Source organism: Microbacterium sp. M1A1_1b, assembly GCF_053345565.1.
This window is the reverse complement of the sequence record NZ_JBKFAJ010000006.1, coordinates 95,916-113,860: the sequence shown is the minus strand read 5'-3', so window position 1 is coordinate 113,860 and position 17,945 is coordinate 95,916. Positions and strand designations below refer to the sequence as shown.

22 protein-coding genes are annotated in these 17,945 nt (G+C 66.5%); 13 read left to right on the top strand and 9 right to left on the bottom strand.

Annotated features, from left to right (window positions below; translation table 11 throughout):
* Nucleotides 1–44 precede the first annotated feature (44 nt).
* Entirely contained in the window at nt 45–770 is a 726-nt protein-coding gene (locus tag ACLBWP_RS14665) for a tyrosine-protein phosphatase (RefSeq protein ID WP_447655740.1), read from the top strand.
* 13 nt (nt 771–783) lie between these two features.
* Here the strand turns inward: ACLBWP_RS14665 and ACLBWP_RS14660 are convergent, their stop codons facing one another.
* The 6 genes from ACLBWP_RS14660 to ACLBWP_RS14635 form a co-directional block, all read right to left on the bottom strand.
* Nucleotides 784–984, bottom strand: coding sequence for a hypothetical protein (locus ACLBWP_RS14660; RefSeq protein ID WP_243563445.1), 201 nt, complete (start codon nt 982–984; stop codon nt 784–786).
* A 246-nt stretch (nt 985–1,230) separates the two neighbouring features.
* On the bottom strand, nt 1,231–1,572 hold the full coding sequence (locus tag ACLBWP_RS14655) for a hypothetical protein (protein WP_447655739.1): 342 nt from the start codon (nt 1,570–1,572) through the stop codon (nt 1,231–1,233).
* A gap of 155 nt (nt 1,573–1,727) precedes the next feature.
* Nucleotides 1,728–2,513, bottom strand: coding sequence for a YqjF family protein (locus tag ACLBWP_RS14650; RefSeq protein WP_447655738.1), 786 nt, complete (start codon nt 2,511–2,513; stop codon nt 1,728–1,730).
* Nucleotides 2,510–3,340, bottom strand: a complete 831-nt coding sequence (locus ACLBWP_RS14645) for a nitroreductase family protein (protein WP_447655737.1) — start codon at nt 3,338–3,340, stop codon at nt 2,510–2,512. The genes ACLBWP_RS14650 and ACLBWP_RS14645 overlap by 4 nt, the downstream gene beginning before the upstream one ends.
* A 20-nt stretch (nt 3,341–3,360) precedes the next feature.
* Nucleotides 3,361–3,732 carry a hypothetical protein gene (locus ACLBWP_RS14640; protein WP_447655736.1) on the bottom strand — a complete coding sequence of 124 codons (372 nt, stop codon included), beginning with the start codon at nt 3,730–3,732 and terminating at the stop codon, nt 3,361–3,363.
* 10 nt (nt 3,733–3,742) lie between these two features.
* On the bottom strand, nt 3,743–4,180 hold the full coding sequence (locus ACLBWP_RS14635) for an Lrp/AsnC family transcriptional regulator (protein ID WP_243563451.1): 438 nt from the start codon (nt 4,178–4,180) through the stop codon (nt 3,743–3,745).
* Between the two features lie 220 nt (nt 4,181–4,400).
* On the opposite strand from ACLBWP_RS14635, the gene ddaH reads away from it, so the two are divergent.
* On the top strand, nt 4,401–5,291 hold the full coding sequence (gene ddaH, locus ACLBWP_RS14630; RefSeq protein ID WP_447655735.1) for a dimethylargininase: 891 nt from the start codon (nt 4,401–4,403) through the stop codon (nt 5,289–5,291).
* Nucleotides 5,291–6,526: an ornithine--oxo-acid transaminase gene (rocD, locus tag ACLBWP_RS14625; RefSeq protein WP_447655734.1), complete on the top strand. Its 1,236-nt coding sequence runs from the start codon at nt 5,291–5,293 to the stop codon at nt 6,524–6,526. The genes ddaH and rocD overlap by 1 nt, the downstream gene beginning before the upstream one ends.
* Nucleotides 6,527–6,672: 146 nt before the next feature.
* On the opposite strand, the gene ACLBWP_RS14620 is transcribed toward rocD, so the two are convergent.
* A complete protein-coding gene (locus ACLBWP_RS14620; RefSeq protein WP_447655733.1) occupies nt 6,673–7,671 on the bottom strand; it encodes an NAD-dependent epimerase/dehydratase family protein in 999 nt (332 codons plus the stop codon).
* A 103-nt stretch (nt 7,672–7,774) separates the two neighbouring features.
* Here ACLBWP_RS14620 and ACLBWP_RS14615 point away from each other — a divergent pair, with 103 nt between their 5' ends.
* Nucleotides 7,775–8,785, top strand: a complete 1,011-nt coding sequence (locus ACLBWP_RS14615) for an aldo/keto reductase family protein (RefSeq protein WP_447655732.1) — start codon at nt 7,775–7,777, stop codon at nt 8,783–8,785.
* A 443-nt stretch (nt 8,786–9,228) separates the two neighbouring features.
* Here ACLBWP_RS14615 and ACLBWP_RS14610 read toward each other — a convergent pair whose 3' ends face one another.
* Together ACLBWP_RS14610 and ACLBWP_RS14605 are read right to left on the bottom strand one after the other, a co-directional pair.
* Nucleotides 9,229–10,200 carry a hypothetical protein gene (locus tag ACLBWP_RS14610; protein ID WP_447655731.1) on the bottom strand — a complete coding sequence of 324 codons (972 nt, stop codon included), beginning with the start codon at nt 10,198–10,200 and terminating at the stop codon, nt 9,229–9,231.
* Nucleotides 10,201–10,203: 3 nt separating this feature from the next.
* Nucleotides 10,204–11,220, bottom strand: coding sequence for a nucleoid-associated protein (locus ACLBWP_RS14605; protein ID WP_447655783.1), 1,017 nt, complete (start codon nt 11,218–11,220; stop codon nt 10,204–10,206).
* Nucleotides 11,221–11,509: 289 nt separating this feature from the next.
* Here ACLBWP_RS14605 and ACLBWP_RS14600 point away from each other — a divergent pair, with 289 nt between their 5' ends.
* From ACLBWP_RS14600 to ACLBWP_RS14560, 9 genes are all read left to right on the top strand, one after another.
* On the top strand, nt 11,510–12,289 hold the full coding sequence (locus tag ACLBWP_RS14600; RefSeq protein WP_447655730.1) for a GntR family transcriptional regulator: 780 nt from the start codon (nt 11,510–11,512) through the stop codon (nt 12,287–12,289).
* Nucleotides 12,290–12,370: 81 nt separating this feature from the next.
* Nucleotides 12,371–12,769, top strand: a complete 399-nt coding sequence (locus ACLBWP_RS14595) for a plasmid replication, integration and excision activator (RefSeq protein WP_447655729.1) — start codon at nt 12,371–12,373, stop codon at nt 12,767–12,769.
* Nucleotides 12,769–14,172, top strand: coding sequence for an FtsK/SpoIIIE domain-containing protein (locus ACLBWP_RS14590; RefSeq protein WP_447655728.1), 1,404 nt, complete (start codon nt 12,769–12,771; stop codon nt 14,170–14,172). Before ACLBWP_RS14595 ends, ACLBWP_RS14590 begins: the two co-directional genes overlap by 1 nt.
* Nucleotides 14,169–14,576 carry a hypothetical protein gene (locus tag ACLBWP_RS14585; protein ID WP_447655727.1) on the top strand — a complete coding sequence of 136 codons (408 nt, stop codon included), beginning with the start codon at nt 14,169–14,171 and terminating at the stop codon, nt 14,574–14,576. The genes ACLBWP_RS14590 and ACLBWP_RS14585 overlap by 4 nt, the downstream gene beginning before the upstream one ends.
* Nucleotides 14,563–15,924 (top strand): replication initiator, encoded by a 1,362-nt coding sequence (locus ACLBWP_RS14580; RefSeq protein WP_447655726.1) that lies wholly within the window; start codon nt 14,563–14,565, stop codon nt 15,922–15,924. The genes ACLBWP_RS14585 and ACLBWP_RS14580 overlap by 14 nt, the downstream gene beginning before the upstream one ends.
* A complete protein-coding gene (locus tag ACLBWP_RS14575) occupies nt 15,914–16,147 on the top strand; it encodes a hypothetical protein (protein WP_447655725.1) in 234 nt (77 codons plus the stop codon). Before ACLBWP_RS14580 ends, ACLBWP_RS14575 begins: the two co-directional genes overlap by 11 nt.
* Complete coding sequence (locus ACLBWP_RS14570; protein ID WP_447655724.1) at nt 16,131–17,255, top strand: tyrosine-type recombinase/integrase; 1,125 nt, start codon at nt 16,131–16,133, stop codon at nt 17,253–17,255. The genes ACLBWP_RS14575 and ACLBWP_RS14570 overlap by 17 nt, the downstream gene beginning before the upstream one ends.
* Complete coding sequence (locus ACLBWP_RS14565) at nt 17,252–17,638, top strand: hypothetical protein (protein WP_447655723.1); 387 nt, start codon at nt 17,252–17,254, stop codon at nt 17,636–17,638. The genes ACLBWP_RS14570 and ACLBWP_RS14565 overlap by 4 nt, the downstream gene beginning before the upstream one ends.
* A gap of 3 nt (nt 17,639–17,641) precedes the next feature.
* Nucleotides 17,642–17,779, top strand: coding sequence for a type II toxin-antitoxin system VapB family antitoxin (locus tag ACLBWP_RS14560; protein ID WP_447655722.1), 138 nt, complete (start codon nt 17,642–17,644; stop codon nt 17,777–17,779).
* Nucleotides 17,780–17,945 lie beyond the last annotated feature (166 nt).

The following is a 17,945-nucleotide window of genomic DNA, read 5'->3' as shown; positions in this document are numbered from 1 at the left end:
CACTCTCCCAGGAATCCATGAGGATCATGCACTTTCGTGGCCGGATGTCTGACGACCGCACCCTCGTCGCCGACGGCCTGCGCAACGCGCGCGACCTCGGCGGACTGCCACGACGCTCGGGTGGGACGACGCCGCGCGGCCGGTACTTCCGGTCCGAGTCCGTGGACCGGCTCACCGAACGGGGATGGGACGCACTCCGCGACGCGGGCATCCGCACGGTCGTCGACCTGCGGACGCCCGAGGAGCGTGCGCAGGACACCAGCGAACGCCCGGGCTGGCTGACGACGGTGGCGGTGGACCACGACGACCTGCAGGACACCGCGTTCTGGTCCGGCTACTGGTCGAACGGCCTGGTCGGCACGCCCCTGTACTACGGCCCGCACCTGGACCGGAAGCCGGAGCGCACGGCCGCGGCCCTGGTGGCGCTGGCCCGGGCCGCACCGGGAGGCGCGCTGTTCCACTGCGCCGGCGGCCGGGACCGGACGGGCATCGTCGCGCTGGTGCTGTTGGCCCTGGCGGACGTCGAGCCGCAGGCGATCGTCGACGACTACCTGCGCACCCTGTCGGTGTCGAACGACCTGTTCGCCGCGATGGGCGTGCAGGGACAGGAAGCCCGCATCCAGGCACTGTGCGCGGAGCACGGCACCACCGTCGCCGACGCGTTCCGCGCCGTCGTCGCCGACTTCGACGCAGACCGGTTCACCGCCCGGTCCGGTCTCGACGCAGACGACCTGGAGGCTCTGCGCACCTTCCGCGCGCCCGTCACCTGAGTGCGCGGCCGGTTCAGTCCTCGGTGTCGCCGGCCTCTTCGGACTCGACGCCGGTCTCGTCCATGCGATCGCGCAGGTGGTCGGCCATCGACGCGGCGCCCTCGTGTCCGTGGTCGTGGTTGACCTGCTCGATCAAGCCCGACAGCTTCTCGTGGTTGGTGGCGTCGGTGGCACCGTCCATGACGGGCTCGGTCTGTTCCTCGTTGTTGCTCATGGACCGGACGCTACGCGGCGACCCGGTGAGCACCGTGCGGTCTGGCCGTTTGACGCCCGAAGTGGGGTACGGACCTGTCTGTCCCCCTTCGTGCGGACCGGGTAGTGTCTTCGTCAGCGAGCAACCCCGATCGGCGGGTCCCCTGCCCACCGAGGCTCGCCAGAGCGTCGACGCTCCGGCTCTTGAGCGTCCCCTGTGCTCGAGCCGGAGCGCGACAGCCCCGTCGTCCGGCCGTCGCAGGACCGGCTAGTGTCGACGACCCGTGCCGACCAGCGCGACCTCAGCGATCGCGAACGCCGTCGCGAGCACGACCTGTCGCAGAGCCACCCGGCGCCACGGAGCCGGCGCGACCAGCAGCGGCAGCATCGTCACGGCGTGCGCGGCGTCGATCGCGGCTCCGACGGTGTGGGCGTTCCCGGAGCCGGCGCGGGCGAGCACCCCGGCCTGCACGACCTGGCGCACACCGATCACCCGGTGGAAGGTCGCCGTCCGCCGGTCCCGACCCGAGCGGATGAGGTGCAGGGCGCCGAGGACGGCGCGGGCTCCCTCGACGGCGGTCGCGGACGAGTGGCCTTCGTGTGCGCTCATGCCCCCGTTGTACCGGCTCGGCCGGAGAACCGGCACAGTGGGGGCACCGCGCGACTGACGGTCTGCGGGTCCGGGCCGGGCCGGTCCGCTGGTCGAACGACATCCACGGTGTCGTACGACATCGGCCCTGTCGCACCAGCACCCCGCCCGGCGCGTCAGCCCCGACCAGCGCCGAACCGCGTCGTCACACCGGGCGAGTACAGCACCGAGTCCGGCTCGAGCGTCGTCAGGGCGAAGGGCAGCCCGGCCGCACGGACCAGGTCGTCCCGCAGCGACACCACCGAGGCCCGGTGCAGCTCCCACGACGCGTGCTCGTTCGGCCAGAACTGCGTGCGCCCGGCGCGGTGCACGTGCATGCCCCACCGCGCCGTCAGGAACGTCTCGAGCGCCGTCGGCTCGGCGACCTGCGGCTCGACCCGCACGTCGAACGTCGAGCGCACGTGGGTGCCGTGCCGCCGCATCGCGTAGCCGACGCGTCCGTCGCGCTTGCGGGTCTCGGCGTCCGCCCACCAGTACGGCAGGCCGGTGGCCACACGTGCGCCGAGCGTGGGCAGGAACTTCCCCGCGTCGAGCGACAGGAACGCCACCCCGCGTCGGCCCTGGTCGTCCCGCGTGTAGACGCGCACGTTCACCTCGACGAAGTCGCCGATGCTGCCGGTGCGCCCGAGTCGACCGAGCGGCGGGAACCGGGTGTCGGTGAAGCGGAAGCCGATCAGTCCGACCCAGGTCGTCACGTCGTCGTCGCTGCCGTCGAGTGCCATGGTGTCCGGACGGGTGCCGGCGGGCAGCAGCGGCGCCACGGCCGACACGTCGACCCGCCAGTGCACGAACACCACGTCGAGCCAGTCCTGCGAGATCCACGGACGGCCGGTCAGGGCCGGCGCGGCCGACGACACGGACTGGAGGCCCGACCCGCCTCCGTCGATCCGGCCGGCGGTCACGAGTCACTCCGTTCGTCGATGTGGCCGGCGACCGGCGCGTCGTCCCATCCCTGCTGCGGGGTGTCGCAGGTCCCGCGGAAGACGTACTGCGACGGCCGTTTCCGTTCGCTCGACGTCCAGTCGATCGCGGGTCGCCGACGCTCTGGTGGCAGGTAGCCGATCCGGTACACGGCCATCAGCTCGAGCTCGGGCGGGACCCGCAGCAGGCCCTCGATCTCGACCCACGCACCCGGGGTCTCCATCGGGAAGGACACGAACTGGATGCCGAGTCCGAGCTCCGTCGTCGCGAGCCAGACGTTCTCCATCGCCGCGCCCATGCTGAACACCGAGTAGAAGCCCGACAACTCCTCTGCCCGGTACTCGTGACGGTCGAGCATCACGCCCAGCAGCAACGGCGACCCGGCGACCAGCTTCCGGTTCTCCTCGCCCAGGGTCTGCGGCACGCGCAGGGCGTTCATGAGGGTCTGCCCGCGCTTGGTGAACACCTGCTTGGTGAACGGCTTGAGCGGCCCGGGGAGCTTGTCGAACAGCATGCCGTCGCGTCGCTCGTCCATCTCGGCCTGACTGAACCGGAAGTACGGCTTGTAGCGCTGGAAGAACGTGCCCTCGGCCATCGTTCGGGTCATCGAGCGGCCGCTGATCTCGGCGACGCGTTCGATGGTCGGCCGCTCCTCGACCAGGACGAACCGCCACGGCTGGCTGTTGAGCTGTGACGGTGCCCGCCCGGCCAACTCGACCAGCAGCCGCTGGTGTTCCTGGGAGACAGGGTCGGGCAGGAACGGCCCGTTCGTCGTGCGCCGTCGCCGGATGGCCTCGAAGAGCTCCACGTGCTGTCCTTCCTGTCCGGTCAACGCCGCGCGAGCAGCGCCCCCAGGTAGGACGGCGCGGCGGCGACCGCAACGCTCCAGTGTGCTCTCGACCGGGGGTTCGTGCGCGGCGCGACGGCCAGCGGGACCAGAGCGGGGAGCAGGAACAGCGCCGAGCGCGAGTGTGTCCACAGCGGGGTCGTCGCGGCGGCACCCGTCAGGGTCGCCGTCACGACGAACAGACCGTGGTGCACGATCCGGAGCTTCTTCGTCCGGATGAGCCGGACGGCCACGGCGGTGCCCCACACGCAGTTCGCGACGTACGCAGCGGTCGCGGCGGTGACCAGGCGGCGGGCGTGACGCGATCCTGTGGGAGCCGAGTCGGGCCTCCTGGACGACGCGATCCGAGCCATGGGCCGGACGCTACGCGGTCTCGCGGGAAACCAGGCGGGACAGCACCACGGCGCTGCGGGTGTGGTCGACCTGGGGGGCCAACCGGACGCGGTCGAGCGCCTCTTCGAGTGCGGGCAGATCACGCGACCGCATGTGCACGACCGCGTCGGCGCTGCCGGTCACGGTGCCGGCATCCACCACCTCGGGCACGGAGTCCAGCAGCGCACGCAGTTCGTCGGGGGAGACGGTGCCGCGGCAGTACAGCTCGACCCAGGCCTCGGTGCCCCGGTCCTCGACCGCGGGGTCGACCTTGATCGTGAACCCGCGGATCACCCCGTCGGCGACCAGGCGGTCCACCCGGCGCTTGACGGCCGACGCCGAGAGCCCGACGACCGCCCCGATGTCGCCGTAGCCGGCGCGGGCGTTGTCCCGGAGTCGATCCAGGATGCGGTGGTCGAGCGAATCCATCGTTGAGGATCCTACGCGGAGTTCTTGCGAGGTCGCCGTGCTGGACGCACGAAACGTGCGCGCGTTCGCAGCCTGTGTGGGCTCGAGTCTCCCTAGACTGATCCCAGGCGTCGACCTGGTCCGCCTCGGAACACGGTGAGTGAGCCTGCATCTCACCGAGCTCTTCCTCGAGTGGTGGTTCCTGGCAGGCTCGGGCCCGAAGTCCCCCAGGAGGACTCCAGTGTCGAATCCCACAACCGAGACGATGTCGGCCCCCGCCCGTACCGCGACCAAGCGCACCATCCTCATGTGCAAGCCGGACTTCTACACGGTGAGCTACCGGATCAACCCGTGGATGCACCCCGAGCAGCCCACGGACACGTCCAAGGCGGTGCAGCAGTGGCAGTCGCTCGTCGACGTCTACGAGCAGCTCGGCTTCGACATCGCGTACATCGACCCGATCGACGGCCTGCCGGACATGGTCTACGCGGCGAACGGCGGCTTCGTGCTCGACGGTGTCGCGTACGGTGCCAAGTTCCAGTACCCGGAGCGCCAGCCCGAGGGCCCCGCGTACATGGACTGGTTCCGCAGTGCCGGCCTGAGGGTCGCCGAGCCGCGTGAGACGAACGAGGGCGAAGGCGACTTCCTGCTCATCGGCAACACCATCTACGCGGGGACCGGCTTCCGCTCGGACAGCACCTCGCACGAAGAGCTCGCCGAGGTCTACGGACGCGAGGTCGTCACCCTCAAGCTCATCAACCCGAGCTTCTACCACCTGGACACCGCGATCGCCGTGCTCGACCCGGAGCCGTCCGCGGACGGGACCAGCAACATCGCGTACCTCGAGAGCGCGTTCGACGAGCCGTCGCTGGCGATCCTGCGCGAACGCTTCCCCGACGCGATCATCGCCACCGAGGAGGACGCCGCGATCCTCGGCCTGAACTCCTACTCGGACGGGTACAACGTCGTGATCGCCGCGCGGGCCACCACCTTCGCCGAGCAGCTCCGCGAGAAGGGCTACAACCCGATCGGCGTCGACCTGTCCGAGCTGCTGCTCGGCGGCGGCGGCGTGAAGTGCTGCACGCTCGACCTGCACCCGGACGGTACCGGCACCTCCGTGGCGCGGTCCTGATGAGCACCACCGACGTCACCGCGACCGGATCGGCGACCGCGGCGGCGCTCGCCGTCGAGGACCGTTCGCTCGCGCACAACTACAGCCCACTGCCCGTCGTCATCGCATCCGGCTCGGGTGCGACCGTCACCGACGTCGACGGCAAGCAGTACCTCGACGGGCTCGCCGCGTACTCGGCCGTGAACTTCGGCCACGGCAACCCCCGGCTGCTCGACGCCGCACGGGCGCAGCTCGACCGCGTCACGCTGACCAGCCGTGCGTTCGTCAGCGACCGGCTGGGCCCCTTCGCGTCGGCACTCGCCGAGCTCACCGGCACCGACATGGTCCTGCCGATGAACACCGGCGCCGAGGCCGTCGAGTCCGCCATCAAGGTCGCCCGTGCCTGGGGCTACCGGGTGAAGGGCGTCCCCGCCGACCGCGCAACGATCATCGTCGCGAGCGGCAACTTCCACGGCCGCACCACGACGATCATCTCGTTCTCGGACGACCCCGACGCCCGCAACGACTTCGGCCCGTACACGCCGGGGTTCCGCACGGTGCCGTACGGCGACGCGTCAGCGCTGCGCGAGGCGATGGACGACACGGTCGTGGCCGTGCTGCTCGAGCCGATCCAGGGCGAGGGTGGCGTGGTCATCCCACCGGCCGACTACCTGCCGGCCGTGCGTGCGGTCTGCGACGAGTTCGGCGCGCTGTTCATCGCCGACGAGATCCAGTCCGGCCTGGGTCGGACCGGGCACACCCTGGCGGTGTCGCGCGTCGGCGTGCGCCCCGACCTGATCACGCTCGGCAAGGCCCTGGGCGGCGGCATCGTCCCGGTGTCCGCCGTGGTCGGGTCGCGCGAGGTCCTGGGCGTCCTGCGTCCGGGTGAGCACGGGTCGACGTTCGGCGGCAACCCGCTGGCCGCGGCCGTCGGCTCCGAAGTCGTCGCGATGCTGGCCGAGGGCACGTTCCAGCAGCGGGCCCTCGACGGCGAACCGCTGCTGCGCGGACTGCTCGACGACCTGGTCGGACGCGGAGTCGTGACGCACCGGGTCGCCGGACTGTGGGCGGGCATCGACATCGACCCCGCGATCGGCACCGGCAAGGAGATCGCCAAGGCCATGGCCGCACGCGGGGTCCTGGTCAAGGACACCCACGGGTCGACGATCCGCTTCGCGCCGCCGCTCGTCGTCACCGACGAGCAGATCGCGGACGCGATCGGGGCCCTGCGCGCCGTCCTGCACGACCGCAGCTGACGCGCCGGGCCCGCACCGGGCCTCCCGTCCGCGCCCCGTCCGCGCCCCGTGCGGGACCCCGTGCGGGACCCCGTCGAGGGAGCAGCAATCGTCGAGTCGGCCCGAACCACCCGACGATTCCTGCTCCCTCGATGGACGCTCGGCAGCTAGACCGCCCAGCGTTCGGCGAGCTGGTCCATCAGGGCGTCGAGCCGTTCGTCGACGACCTGCTCGTCCGGGTGCGCCTCGTACCACGCGATGACCTCGCGCACACCCTGGCGGTACGGCGTGCGGGGCTGGTACCAGGGCACGAGCGAGCGGATCTTGCTGTTGTCGAACACCGAGCTGTTCGCCTTGTCGCCGAGCAACGCCGCGCCCCACTCGGCGTCCACGGCGGCGATCGCGTCCGCCGGCACGTGCACGATGCGCAGGTCGTCCACACCGGCCGCCGCAGCGATCTCGGCCGCGATCTGGTTCCACGTCGGGGCCTCGTCGCTCGTGATCGTGAAGGCCTCGCCGATCGCCGACGCGTTGTCGAGCAGCCCGGTGAACCCGACCGCGAAGTCCCGGCTGTGCGTCAGCGTCCACAGCGACGACCCGTCACCCGTGATGATGACGGGCTTGCCGGCCCGCATGCGCGCGACCGCCGTCCACCCGCCCGACAGGGGCAGCTTCGTCTCGTCGTAGGTGTGCGACGGCCGGACGATCGTCACCGGGAAGTCCTGCTCGCGGTACGCCTGCATGAGCAGGTCCTCGCACGCGATCTTGTCGCGGGAGTACTGCCAGAACGGGTTCTTCAGCGGCGTCGACTCGGTGATCGGCAGGTGCGTCGCCGGCGTCTGGTACGCCGAGGCCGAGCTGATGAACACGTACTGCCGGGTCCGGCCGGCGAAGAAGTCGATGTCCGCCTGCACCTGGTCGGGCGTGAACGCGATCCAGTTCACCACCGTGTCGAAGCGGCGGTCGCCGAGCACCTTTGCCAGGGCGTCGCGGTCCGACACGTCGGCCTGGAGGCGCTCCACACCCTGGGGCAGCGGCCTGCCCCCGGTGGTCCCGCGGTTCAGGACCGTGACGTCGATCCCCTGTCGGGTCGCTTCCGCCACACACGCGGCGCTGATGACGCCGCTCCCGCCGATGAACAGGACACTCGCTCCGTTGCTGGTCATGCGTCCACGAAACCACGTGCGGCGTCGGATGCCGCGCAGTTTCGGGGGACTACCGTCACCCCGTGAGTCGCATCGACGCGGCCACGACAGGAGTGACACGCACATGGAGTACCGCTACCTCGGCAACTCGGGCCTCAAGGTCTCCGAGATCACCTACGGCAACTGGCTGACCCACGCCTCCCAGGTCGAGAACGACGCGGCGATCGCCTGCGTCCGGGCGGCGCTCGACGTCGGCATCTCGACGTTCGACACCGCCGACGTCTACGCCAACACCGGCGCCGAGACCGTCCTGGGCGAAGCGCTCAAGGGCGAACGACGCCAGTCGCTCGAGATCGCCACGAAGGTCTTCGGTCCGACCGGGCCCAAGGGCCACAACGACGTCGGGCTGTCGCGCAAGCACATCCTCGAGTCGATCGACGGATCGCTCGGCCGGCTGCAGACCGACTACGTCGACCTGTACCAGGCGCACCGTTTCGACCACGAGACCCCGCTCGAAGAGACCATGCAGGCCTTCGCCGACATCGTGCGGCAGGGCAAGGTCCTGTACGTCGGCGTCTCGGAGTGGACCGCCGAGCAGCTGCGCGCGGGTGCGGCACTGGCGAAGGAGCTCGGCTTCCAGCTCATCTCGAACCAGCCGCAGTACTCGGCGCTCTGGCGCGTCATCGAGGCCGAGGTCGTGCCGACGTCGAAGGAACTCGGCATCTCGCAGATCGTCTGGTCGCCCATCGCCCAGGGGGTGCTGACGGGCAAGTACAAGCCGGGTCAGCCGCTGCCCGAGGGGTCGCGCGCCACGGACGACAAGGGCGGCGCGGACATGATCAAGCGGTTCATGCGCGACGAGGTCCTGACGTCGGTGCAGGGGCTTGAGCCGATCGCGAAGGAACTCGACCTGTCGATGGCGCAGCTCGCGGTGGCGTGGGTGCTGCAGAACGAGAACGTCGCGTCGGCGATCATCGGGGCATCGCGTCCGGAGCAGGTGCACGACAACGCCGGCGCCGCAGGTGTGACGATCCCGGCCGAGCTGCTGTCGCGCATCGACGACGCACTCGGTGGTGTCGTGGAGCGCGACCCCGCGAAGACGAACGACAGCAGCCCGAAGACCCGCGAGGCCTGACGGGTTCGGTCGTACAACCGAAAGCACCTCGCGCCGCGCATCGCCGTGGTTTGAGGTGCTTCCGGTTGTTCGGGCGCAAACCGCGCACGCAGAACACCCGAAGCCGTACCACGGAAAAAGGCCCCTCACTTCCGTGAGGGGCCTTTCACCGTGGCTGGACACGGCATCGATCCGTGGACCTTTCGATTTTCAGTCAGGAAATTGCCGGTAGTCGAGTACCCGTTGGTCTTTGATGTCCAGGTCGGACGAGGGTGCGAGGCGGTTTGGCGCTAGTTAGTCCTGGCCAGATTGATTGGTTTCCCGGCACGTTACCGGCACGGTGGCTCGTCTTTCCGGCTTCTACCGCGTCAAGTTCTGACTCCCTCAGGACGCACTTAGCGGTCAGGCCAAGGCGAGGTAGCAAACCCTCCTGTACATAGTCGGAAATCCTCCGCGCGAGGGCTTTAGGCAAGAGCTAATATGAACACCTGTATTGCGGGCCCGATAATTCCTCCGAAGTCTGAATACTCGACCTTCGAGCGCAAGAGGGCAGGTTTGGTCGCCGAACGTTCTGCGATCATAAGCACCTCGGGCTCGTAATAGATCCAGTCGCGTTCCTCGACGTAGGAAAGCGACTCGTGATGATGAGCCATCAGTGTGGCCCTGAGTGCTTCCTCATTGACATCCACAAAGGTCGATAGGCGCCGGTCGAGGTCTTCCATCTCCTCGGGCGTATACGCATCGAGCAGTAGCTCGAGAAGCCCTTCTGGTCTTGAAGTTCTCGTCTGATCGTCGACCAAGCGTTCAATTTGAACCCGCAAATTGTCGTAGGTACGAGCAACGGCATACTCAGGCATCTCGGCCTGCTTCTCTATTACCGCCTTGACTTCTTCGTCGAAGAGTTCGGTGAGGACAATAAGCCTCAACAGTTTCCGCTTGAGTTCGTCGGGGAGTTCCACCGCACCCTTGTAGCGGAGCCGATGGTCGACCACATACCACGCATCGCTAGCTGCAGTGCGAACCTGAACTTCAATCTTGATCGGCTGACCAGTTGAGTCCGTGATTTCTTTCGAGACGAGATCAAATTGCTCCGACCTGTACTTCATCTCATCGGGCTTTAGTTCCTTGTGATCTAGTACTGGCTCCCATTCGGCTTGCTTGAGCAGCCAGTCGGTGAACGCGTCCACGCCCTGTGTGGTCGGAAAGATTGCTTTCAAAGCCACAAGGTCACCGAACTCGTGCCATTGGCGTACGTGACTGGGTTTACGGTACGCCTTCCCCAGCATGCTGCTGTAAGTCTTAACCCGACCGAGGATCGCAGCAGCTGGATCAATGCGATGTGCTGCAGGCTCAAGGAGCAGCTTCCAGGCGGTGAGAGCTTCGTGAAGGGAGCTCTTCTCCTGAAAGTAGCGTTCGGTCAGGCTAGTGATACTCATTCGTCAATCCTTTGGGGCTGTACCTAAGCCGTACCGCCGCAAAGCACCCCGTATATAAATCGTGGTCCCGTCGGAACCCTCTGAGACGATCTCTACATCCCCACGGTCAAGGGCGGAAGCACTTGCTGAGACCACGACTCCGTGCCCATACATGCGCAGCCCAGCGCCGTGACCAGGGACTAGGGCGAGATCTTTTGAGACAACTGCCTGCGAAACATCTTCGGGTAGTGAATTCATGAAACTGTCTCGATCTTCCGCCTCTAGAAATTGATCTGCAAATTCCGAGGCTTGGAAGGTTGGAGCGGGAGCGCTCATGTAAGCAAGGAGGGCAGTCGCGTATCGTGATTGCGTGCCGTCATCCGCCGAAGTCTGGTTTACCCAGCCCATGGCGGATTGCATAAATTGTTTCGTCTGAACCTCTGAGTTGTCCGCAAGGCGGCAGCCGAGGAAGGTGGACATGAAGAACTCCGCGAAGGCAACCCCGTTTTGTTGGTCCACCATCTGCCCGATCACGAGAGAGTTGCTGACCTTGAGTACTGCAATCTTGTAGATTCGCGAATTGTTACCGACAATTAGCTCATTCAGGTGCTCAAGGTCGAAATGTCCCGTGGCTTCGTCTCCGACGCGGCGCAGCCGCATGCCTTCCGCGTGCTCAGCTTTGAGAAGGATCAAAGAGGACTCCCCGTTGTTCGTCGCAATAGCTACGATGAGAATGCCTGAAGGGCTATTCCCGGTTTGGGATCGGTGGAGATTGTGCGCGAGTTCTTGCGAGGCCGTAACAAAGGTGTCCGGATTCTTGAATATGCTGCGGACCTGATCGGGCGTGGTCGAGCCCGCGCCAGAGTCTTCAATGACCTGCCGCGGGCTCTTTAGAGCGAAGTCCAGCATGTTTTCTTCGATGAAGCGCTTGGTCTGAGGGGCCAAAACGGTTTCCTCTGCTGAGAGGCCAACCTGGTGCTCGCCGTCTGCAGCGTATCTGCCCTTCGGGATCTCGTGAACGATAGCTCGGGTGATTTGCACCAACTGGGTCTCCTGTCGAACAACGTGAGGCGTTGTCGGAAGTTACCACAGCGGGTTACACCGCCTGGCTTGGGGACCTGCTGTGGCGCGTGCTGATCTTCGCACCATCCGCCGACGGTGCGCCGGGGTGCGAGGGCGAGGAGCGCCCGGACCGCAGCGAAGCGAGGACCGGACGCACCGGAGGCGTCGCGCGCCGGCCCGGCCGCTAGGCCGGCCTTGAACGAGTAGAGAAAGTTCTCACAGCTCGGGCTGAAGCGCTGGCCGGGGCAGTCGGGTAACCTGTCTAGATATGAACCGTCTGGCTGCTTCTGACCTCGGCGAGCTCGACCGAGCTTCTGGCGATCCGCTGTATCGCCAGATCGCCGACCGGCTCCTCGATCTCATGGCGACCGGTGCGCTGGCGTCTGGGGACATGCTGCCGTCGACCCCCGAGCTGTCTCGGCACTTCGGCGTGGCACCCATGACGATCCGCGAGGCGTTGAACGTCCTTCGCGCAGAGGGTCGGATCGTGTCGGAGAAGGGCAAGGGGGTGTACGTGGACGGGCCACCGCCGTTGCGCGTGGCCATGAGGACGCTCTCGTTCGACGCGTCGGTGTTGCCTCCGCTGACTGGTGCGCTGCCGAAGCCCCCGGACCTCGCTGACGTGTTGGCAAAGCTCGCCACGGGTGACCTTCGTGTGACCGACTCTCTCGCGTTGTCTGATCGAGGAGGGCTGGTTTCCGCTCCGCAGTGGCTGGGTGAGGGCCGATTGCTGGAGATCTTCCACAAGCACTCAGGCCAGGTCTTCGCCGTGAGCCGCTACGTCCTCCCTGAGGCCTTGGCGCATGGCGGCTCTGTCACCGAATCCGTAGCGACTTTGTGCGCGGTGGCCGACTCGGTGGATGGACTGCACGAGGAGGTCCTGAGCAGGATGCCGACTCGGAGCGAGGCTGCGGATCTGCTTCTGCCGAGGGAGCAGCCGGTGCTTGTCACGCGGCATGTCGGACTGAGCGGCGGGGTTGAGGTCATTCGTGCGGAGACCGTTCGTGATGGCCGTGCGCCGGTCACGTTGGTTGACTTGCCTGTCTAGATAAGTTACCGTTGATCTCAGTAGGTGCCGGTAGGAACTTACTGCAACGTATCTAGATAGACCAAGTTAGAGAGGAATCTCATGGCACTCCAGTCAGCAATCCCGGTGAGCTTCGACGCGTACTTCCCGAAGGGTGCGTTCATGGTGGGTGAGGTCGAGCCGGTCGTGAAGTGGTCCGATGACGGGCAGCGTCAGGGGCAGGACCTCGACAAGAACTCCGGTCAGCCGATGTGGCAGGTGCGCGTGATCGACGCTGATCCTGACGCGCGCAAGGGCCAGAACGAGGTCACGGTCAAGATCATCAGCATCAGCGAGCCGGTTGCCCCGCCGGAGATCCAAGGCCTCCCGTTCCGTCCGGTCGTCTTCGATGGTCTGTCGGTCACCCCGTACGTGAAGGAGAACGGCGGTCGACCACGCGTCGCGTACTCGCTCCGGGCTCGCGAGATGAAGGCCGCTGCGAAGCCGCGGGGTGGTGAGTGATGAGTTGGTCCGTTCGTAAGGAGGTCCGCTATTGGGCTGACGAGTTCGAGGGGTTCGCCCGACGCTTCCGGTGGGTGCTGATCGGACTGATGATCCTCACTCTCGTGGATCTCTTGACCACCTGGTTGCCACTTGTGTGGTCGCTCAACGGCTTCGTGGCACTGATCTTCGTGCTTCGCCGTCTGCGGGTGTGGGGCACCATCGACGAAGCCCTCCACCGAGCGCAGCAGCGCTCGATCTCCCGGCACATCGTGGCCGCCTGGCCGGCTCTTGCGCAGACACTCCGGCTTGAAGCGCATGGTCCGAGTGGATCGCGTATCGCAGCCGGTATCGGTTCACCGAGCTGGGACGCAGATGCGTGTCTTGTCCCGCTGTACCTCCCGAGCGGTCTCACGTCCGGGGACGTCGGAGCTCACCTGGACCGGATCGCGGCAGCGTTCGGGGCGCGTCGCGCCACCTTGTCCGGGACGCGGATCGATCAGCTCGGACTTCGCCTGTACTACGCCGACCCTCTTGCCGAACCGTTCGTACTTGCTCCAAGCGATGAGTGGGACGGACGAGCGGTCACGATGGGCCGGACTGAGGAGGGCGACGATTGGAGGCTCCGTCTCGGTCCGCACACGCTGGTTGCAGGGGCCTCGGGAAGCGGCAAAGCGTCGATCGTCTGGGCGCTCCTCTTGGGGCTCGCCGGCGCAGTCCGATCCGGGATGGTCGAAGTGTGGGGCGTCGACCTCAAGGGCGGCATGGAGCTCGGGATGGGTAAGCCTCTCCTGACTCGCTTCGCGAACGACTCGGTGCACGCGGTGACCATGCTCGAGGAGGCCGTCGCTCAGATGCAGGCACGGGCTCGCGACCTCGCCGGGACGACTCGGCAGCATGAAGCTTCCACTGAGGCCCCTCTCGTGATCGTCCTGATCGACGAACTCGCTGCTCTGACGGCGTACGAACCAGACCGGGATCTGCAGCGCCGGGCTAACGCCAGCATCGCAACGCTGGCGTCACAAGGGCGTGCTGTCGGCTTCGTGGTGATCGCGTGCCTGCAGGATCCACGCAAGGAGGCGCTGCCCGCGCGGGGGCTCTTCACCCAGACGATCGGGCTTCGTCTCCGGGACCGGACCGAGACGTCGATGGTGCTCGGCGACGGCTCTGTCGCTGCCGGTGCGCTCTGCCACGAGATCCCGATCGGCGCGCCCGGCACCGCCTACGTCCTGTCCGACGAGCTCGCGACACCGCAGCGGGTGCGGGCTGGGTACGCGGACGACGCCCTGATCACGCACACGGCACGAACCTTTGCAGCGCCGCGCTTCAAGCCGGTGGTCGTACCTGAGACACAAAGTGCACGTGAGCCCGCCCGTCCGCGACGTCGGACGCGGAGCGCTGTTCAATCGAAGGAGGAGTCATGAAGAACATCGCACGATCCGCACTGGTCATCGTCGTCGCTGGGGTGCTCGTCGCCGGCGGCGCGATCCTCGGTCACTTCACCGCAGCGAAACACGCTCCAGCCGCGGCCGAGGCAAAACCCTCGATGTGCAACCTGCGCATCTCTTGGGACACGACGAACGGTGTAGAGCACGCGATCTACGTCGCGCCAGATCTTGCAGACCGTTCACTCGTCCAGCGGTACGGGCAAATCGCGAACCAGTCGTGCACTGACGCGCAGCTCACCGACTGGATCAATCAACGACGCAAGGAGCACGCCGCGGTAGACGTCTGCCGTCCAGTGCTGCGCACAGACGATGTGACTGGGTACGTGTACCCGATCGGATGCGCGGTCCCCGAACTGGTGGTGTCTGATGGGCCTCGCTGAGTCAGTCGCGCGCCGTCTCCGCAGTCCGGAGTTCGACCGTTGGATGCGGGGTGCCGCCCGGGTGGGCTTCTGCACGAACCCGGTTCGGCTGGTCGGAGCATCCACGACCTTCGGATCTGAGACGGGGGAGGAGCGCGCCAGGTTCTCGTCTGCCGACCAGCCGGACCACGTCCTCTTCACTCGCTGCGGTAACCGCCGCGCGCAACGCTGCGCCTCGTGCAGCCACGAGTACAAGGGCGACACCTGGCACATGATCATGGCTGGCGCAGCCGGCGGTATGAAGGGCGTTCCCAACTCAGTCGCGGCCCACCCAATGGTCTTCCTCACACTGACCGCTCCTTCGTTCGGAGCCGTACACGGCGCGGCCTGCGCCCGGGCCAAACCCTGCAGACACGGTGGCCGACCGGAATGCGGGACCGGACACGGAGGAGGCAGACCCGAGCTCGGCGATGCGATCTGCCCAGACTGCTACGACTACGAGGGCCACGTCGTGTGGCAGTACTTCGCGTCCGAGCTGTGGAGGCGATTCACCATCCAGCTTCGTAGGGAGCTCGCCAGAGTCCTTGGCATGAGTCAGCGACAGGCTTCCACTCTCGTTCGACCACAGTTCGCGAAAGTGGCGGAGTTCCAGAAGCGGGGCGCCGTCCACTTCCACGCGATCGTCCGACTCGACGGTGTCGACAGCGATGATGCTTTCCCAGCGCCAGATGATCGCATGACGACCGCTCACCTGACGCAAGCGATCCGCCAGGCTGCGCGTGCGGTGCGGTATCAACCGCCCAGCCTTCCCTCTGGACGCTTCCCGAACGTGCTCCGTTGGGGGCGGCAAATCGACGTGAAGCCGATCGTTCGAGGCGAAGGTCTCGATGGACGGCTGTCGGATCGTGCGGTCGCCGCCTACATCGCCAAGTACGCGACCAAGGCGACGGAGGATCTGGATGTGGGGGCTTCGCCCCGTCCACACCTCGTCAGGCTCCGCGACGTCGCCGAGCAGATCGGAGTCGCTGCAGAACCGCAGTCGCCCTACGTACTTCTTGAGCGTTGGTCTCGGATGCTCGGCTTTCGTGGCCACTTCTCGACGAAGTCGAGGCGCTACTCGGTAACGCTCGGCTCTCTCCGGGAAGCACGACATCAGTGGCGACTTGAACGCATCGCCGCGGCTGCAAGTGAGCCTGACGCGGGAGAAGTCGAGAGCGTGCTCGTCGTTGGGAGTTGGTCCTACGCCGGGATGGGATGGACCTCGCAGGGCGACAAGGCTCTCGCGATCGAGGCTGCCCGTGCGGCGAGGGAATGGAGAGATTCGCGAAACACCAAGAGGCCAGACAAAGGAGACGGCGATGTTCGCTGATCAGGAAGCTCACGAAGAAACGACACTCGTCGAGGAGGACGCTTACCTCACGCGACGCGAGGCGGCTGCTCGTTGCCGTGTCCCGCTCTCGACCTTCGATGCGCTCCGCCGCCAGTCCAGGGTTCCGTACCCGGACGCGCGCATGGGGAAACACGTGCTGTGGAAGACGTCGACCATCGTCGGCTTCCTCGAATCGGGTGGTACCAGTGGCCGAGCGCACTGAGCGGCTGGACCCGCGGACTCGCAAGCCGCTCCCCGAAGGAATCAGGTACCGGACCGACCGCGGGAAGTACCAGGTCCGTGTATGGGCTACAGGTCTGAACGGTGAGGATCGAGAGCGGAGCTTCCTCGTTGGGTCGCTTGCCGAAGCGAAGCGTGTGCGGAGTGAAGCTCGAACTCGGATCAAGCCAGACGGCGGTATGACCCTCGATGTTTGGCACTCGCGCTACTGGCCGACGATCGAATCGAGTATCCGTCCCGCTACGGCTCGTGGTTACGACGTTGCGTGGCGACGCCGAGTGCAGCCGTGGTTCGGGCACCGCAAGTTGGAGACGATCTCTGCCGGCGATGTCGATGAGGCAATCGGACAGTGGAGCGGATCGGCTTCGACGCGCAACGACGCTCTTGCCATGCTCAGTCGGCTTCTCGACGGTGCGGTCCGGTTCGGCGTGATCGGCGGGAACCCGGCGCGACTGGTTCGTCGGCCTCGCGAAGACGGAGCACGGAGTTTTCGGTCGAGAGCGCTCTCTTCCGAGGAGGTCCGCACGCTTCTCGCTGCGATTGAGGACGGTCCCTACCGTGCATACCTCTCGGCACTCGTGTTCACCGGGATGAGAGCGGGGGAGGCGAGTGCTCTGCGGGTGTCCGACGTCGACCTGGCGGGACGAGTGATCCACGTTCGTCGGAGCTTCTCGCCGGGACGTAATGGTGAGCTGATCGAGCAGAGCCCGAAGAGTCACAAGGAGCGAACCGTCCCCCTGCCAGGGACGCTCCTGCCCTCGATAACCGAGCAGGTCGAGGGTAAACGCCGCAACGATCTCGTGTTCACCGGTCCCAAGGGGGGACGCCTGCAGGTGTCGAACGTCCGTAGGGCCGTCGACTGGGAGAACCTTCGACGAGTCCTGGACAGGCCAGATCTGCGCATCCACGATCTCCGACACACTCTCGCAACGCTCCTGTTCGATGCCGGGAGCGCTGCCAACGACGTGCAGGCCATCCTGGGACACTCTTCGATGCAGGTCACGGAGCGCTACAGTCGTGCACGTTCCGACTCCGCAGTGCGAGCAACCGGCGCACTTGACCAGCTGTTTCTAGGAGGGACGGGTCCGTGAACGGTAAGACGACCGTCGCAGAGTCGCTGCGGGACTTCCCGGATGATGTGGTCGAGGTCGACGGCTTCCCGCGGCGAGTAGAGCGAGCGAATCTGGTCCGCACGCCTGGGTTTGCGGCCAAGCTGCACACGATTTGGTTCTTCTTCAGTGCTGTGGAGCCCGCTTATGCGTTCGTACGCAGCGGGCGGATGTCTCTGCAGGTCGGCGGGGTGGCCCTCCGTGAAGCGATGTGGGAGGCCCGGTATGACGCTGAGAAGGACCGCGACGTGATGACTCTCCTGTTGGGAGCGCACCGGCCAGTTGCAGATTTCGATGACGCAGCGTTGATCGACCGCTTCCGTGACGGACTCGATCGAGAGTCGGCCCAATGGCAGGGGGCTTAGCCCATGGCCCGAGTGTCAATCGACCGAGAGCTGCTCGATGAGGCGAGGCAAATAACGGGTAGCAAGTCTGACCGTGAAGTGCTTGTCCTGGCTCTCGAGACCTTGATCGCGGTCCACCGGACCAGTAGCCAACCGCTCTGATCGCCAGGCGGCATCAGATTCGGCGATTGCGACGGCCGGCACAGGGGAACAGTAATTCGTGGCCTCCTGCGCGAGGGAGCAGGGGTACTACGGCTCTGTGTCAATCGGCCCGTCGTGTGACGGGAGGGAGCGTCCCGGCGTCTCCGCGAGACACCCACTCTGCCAA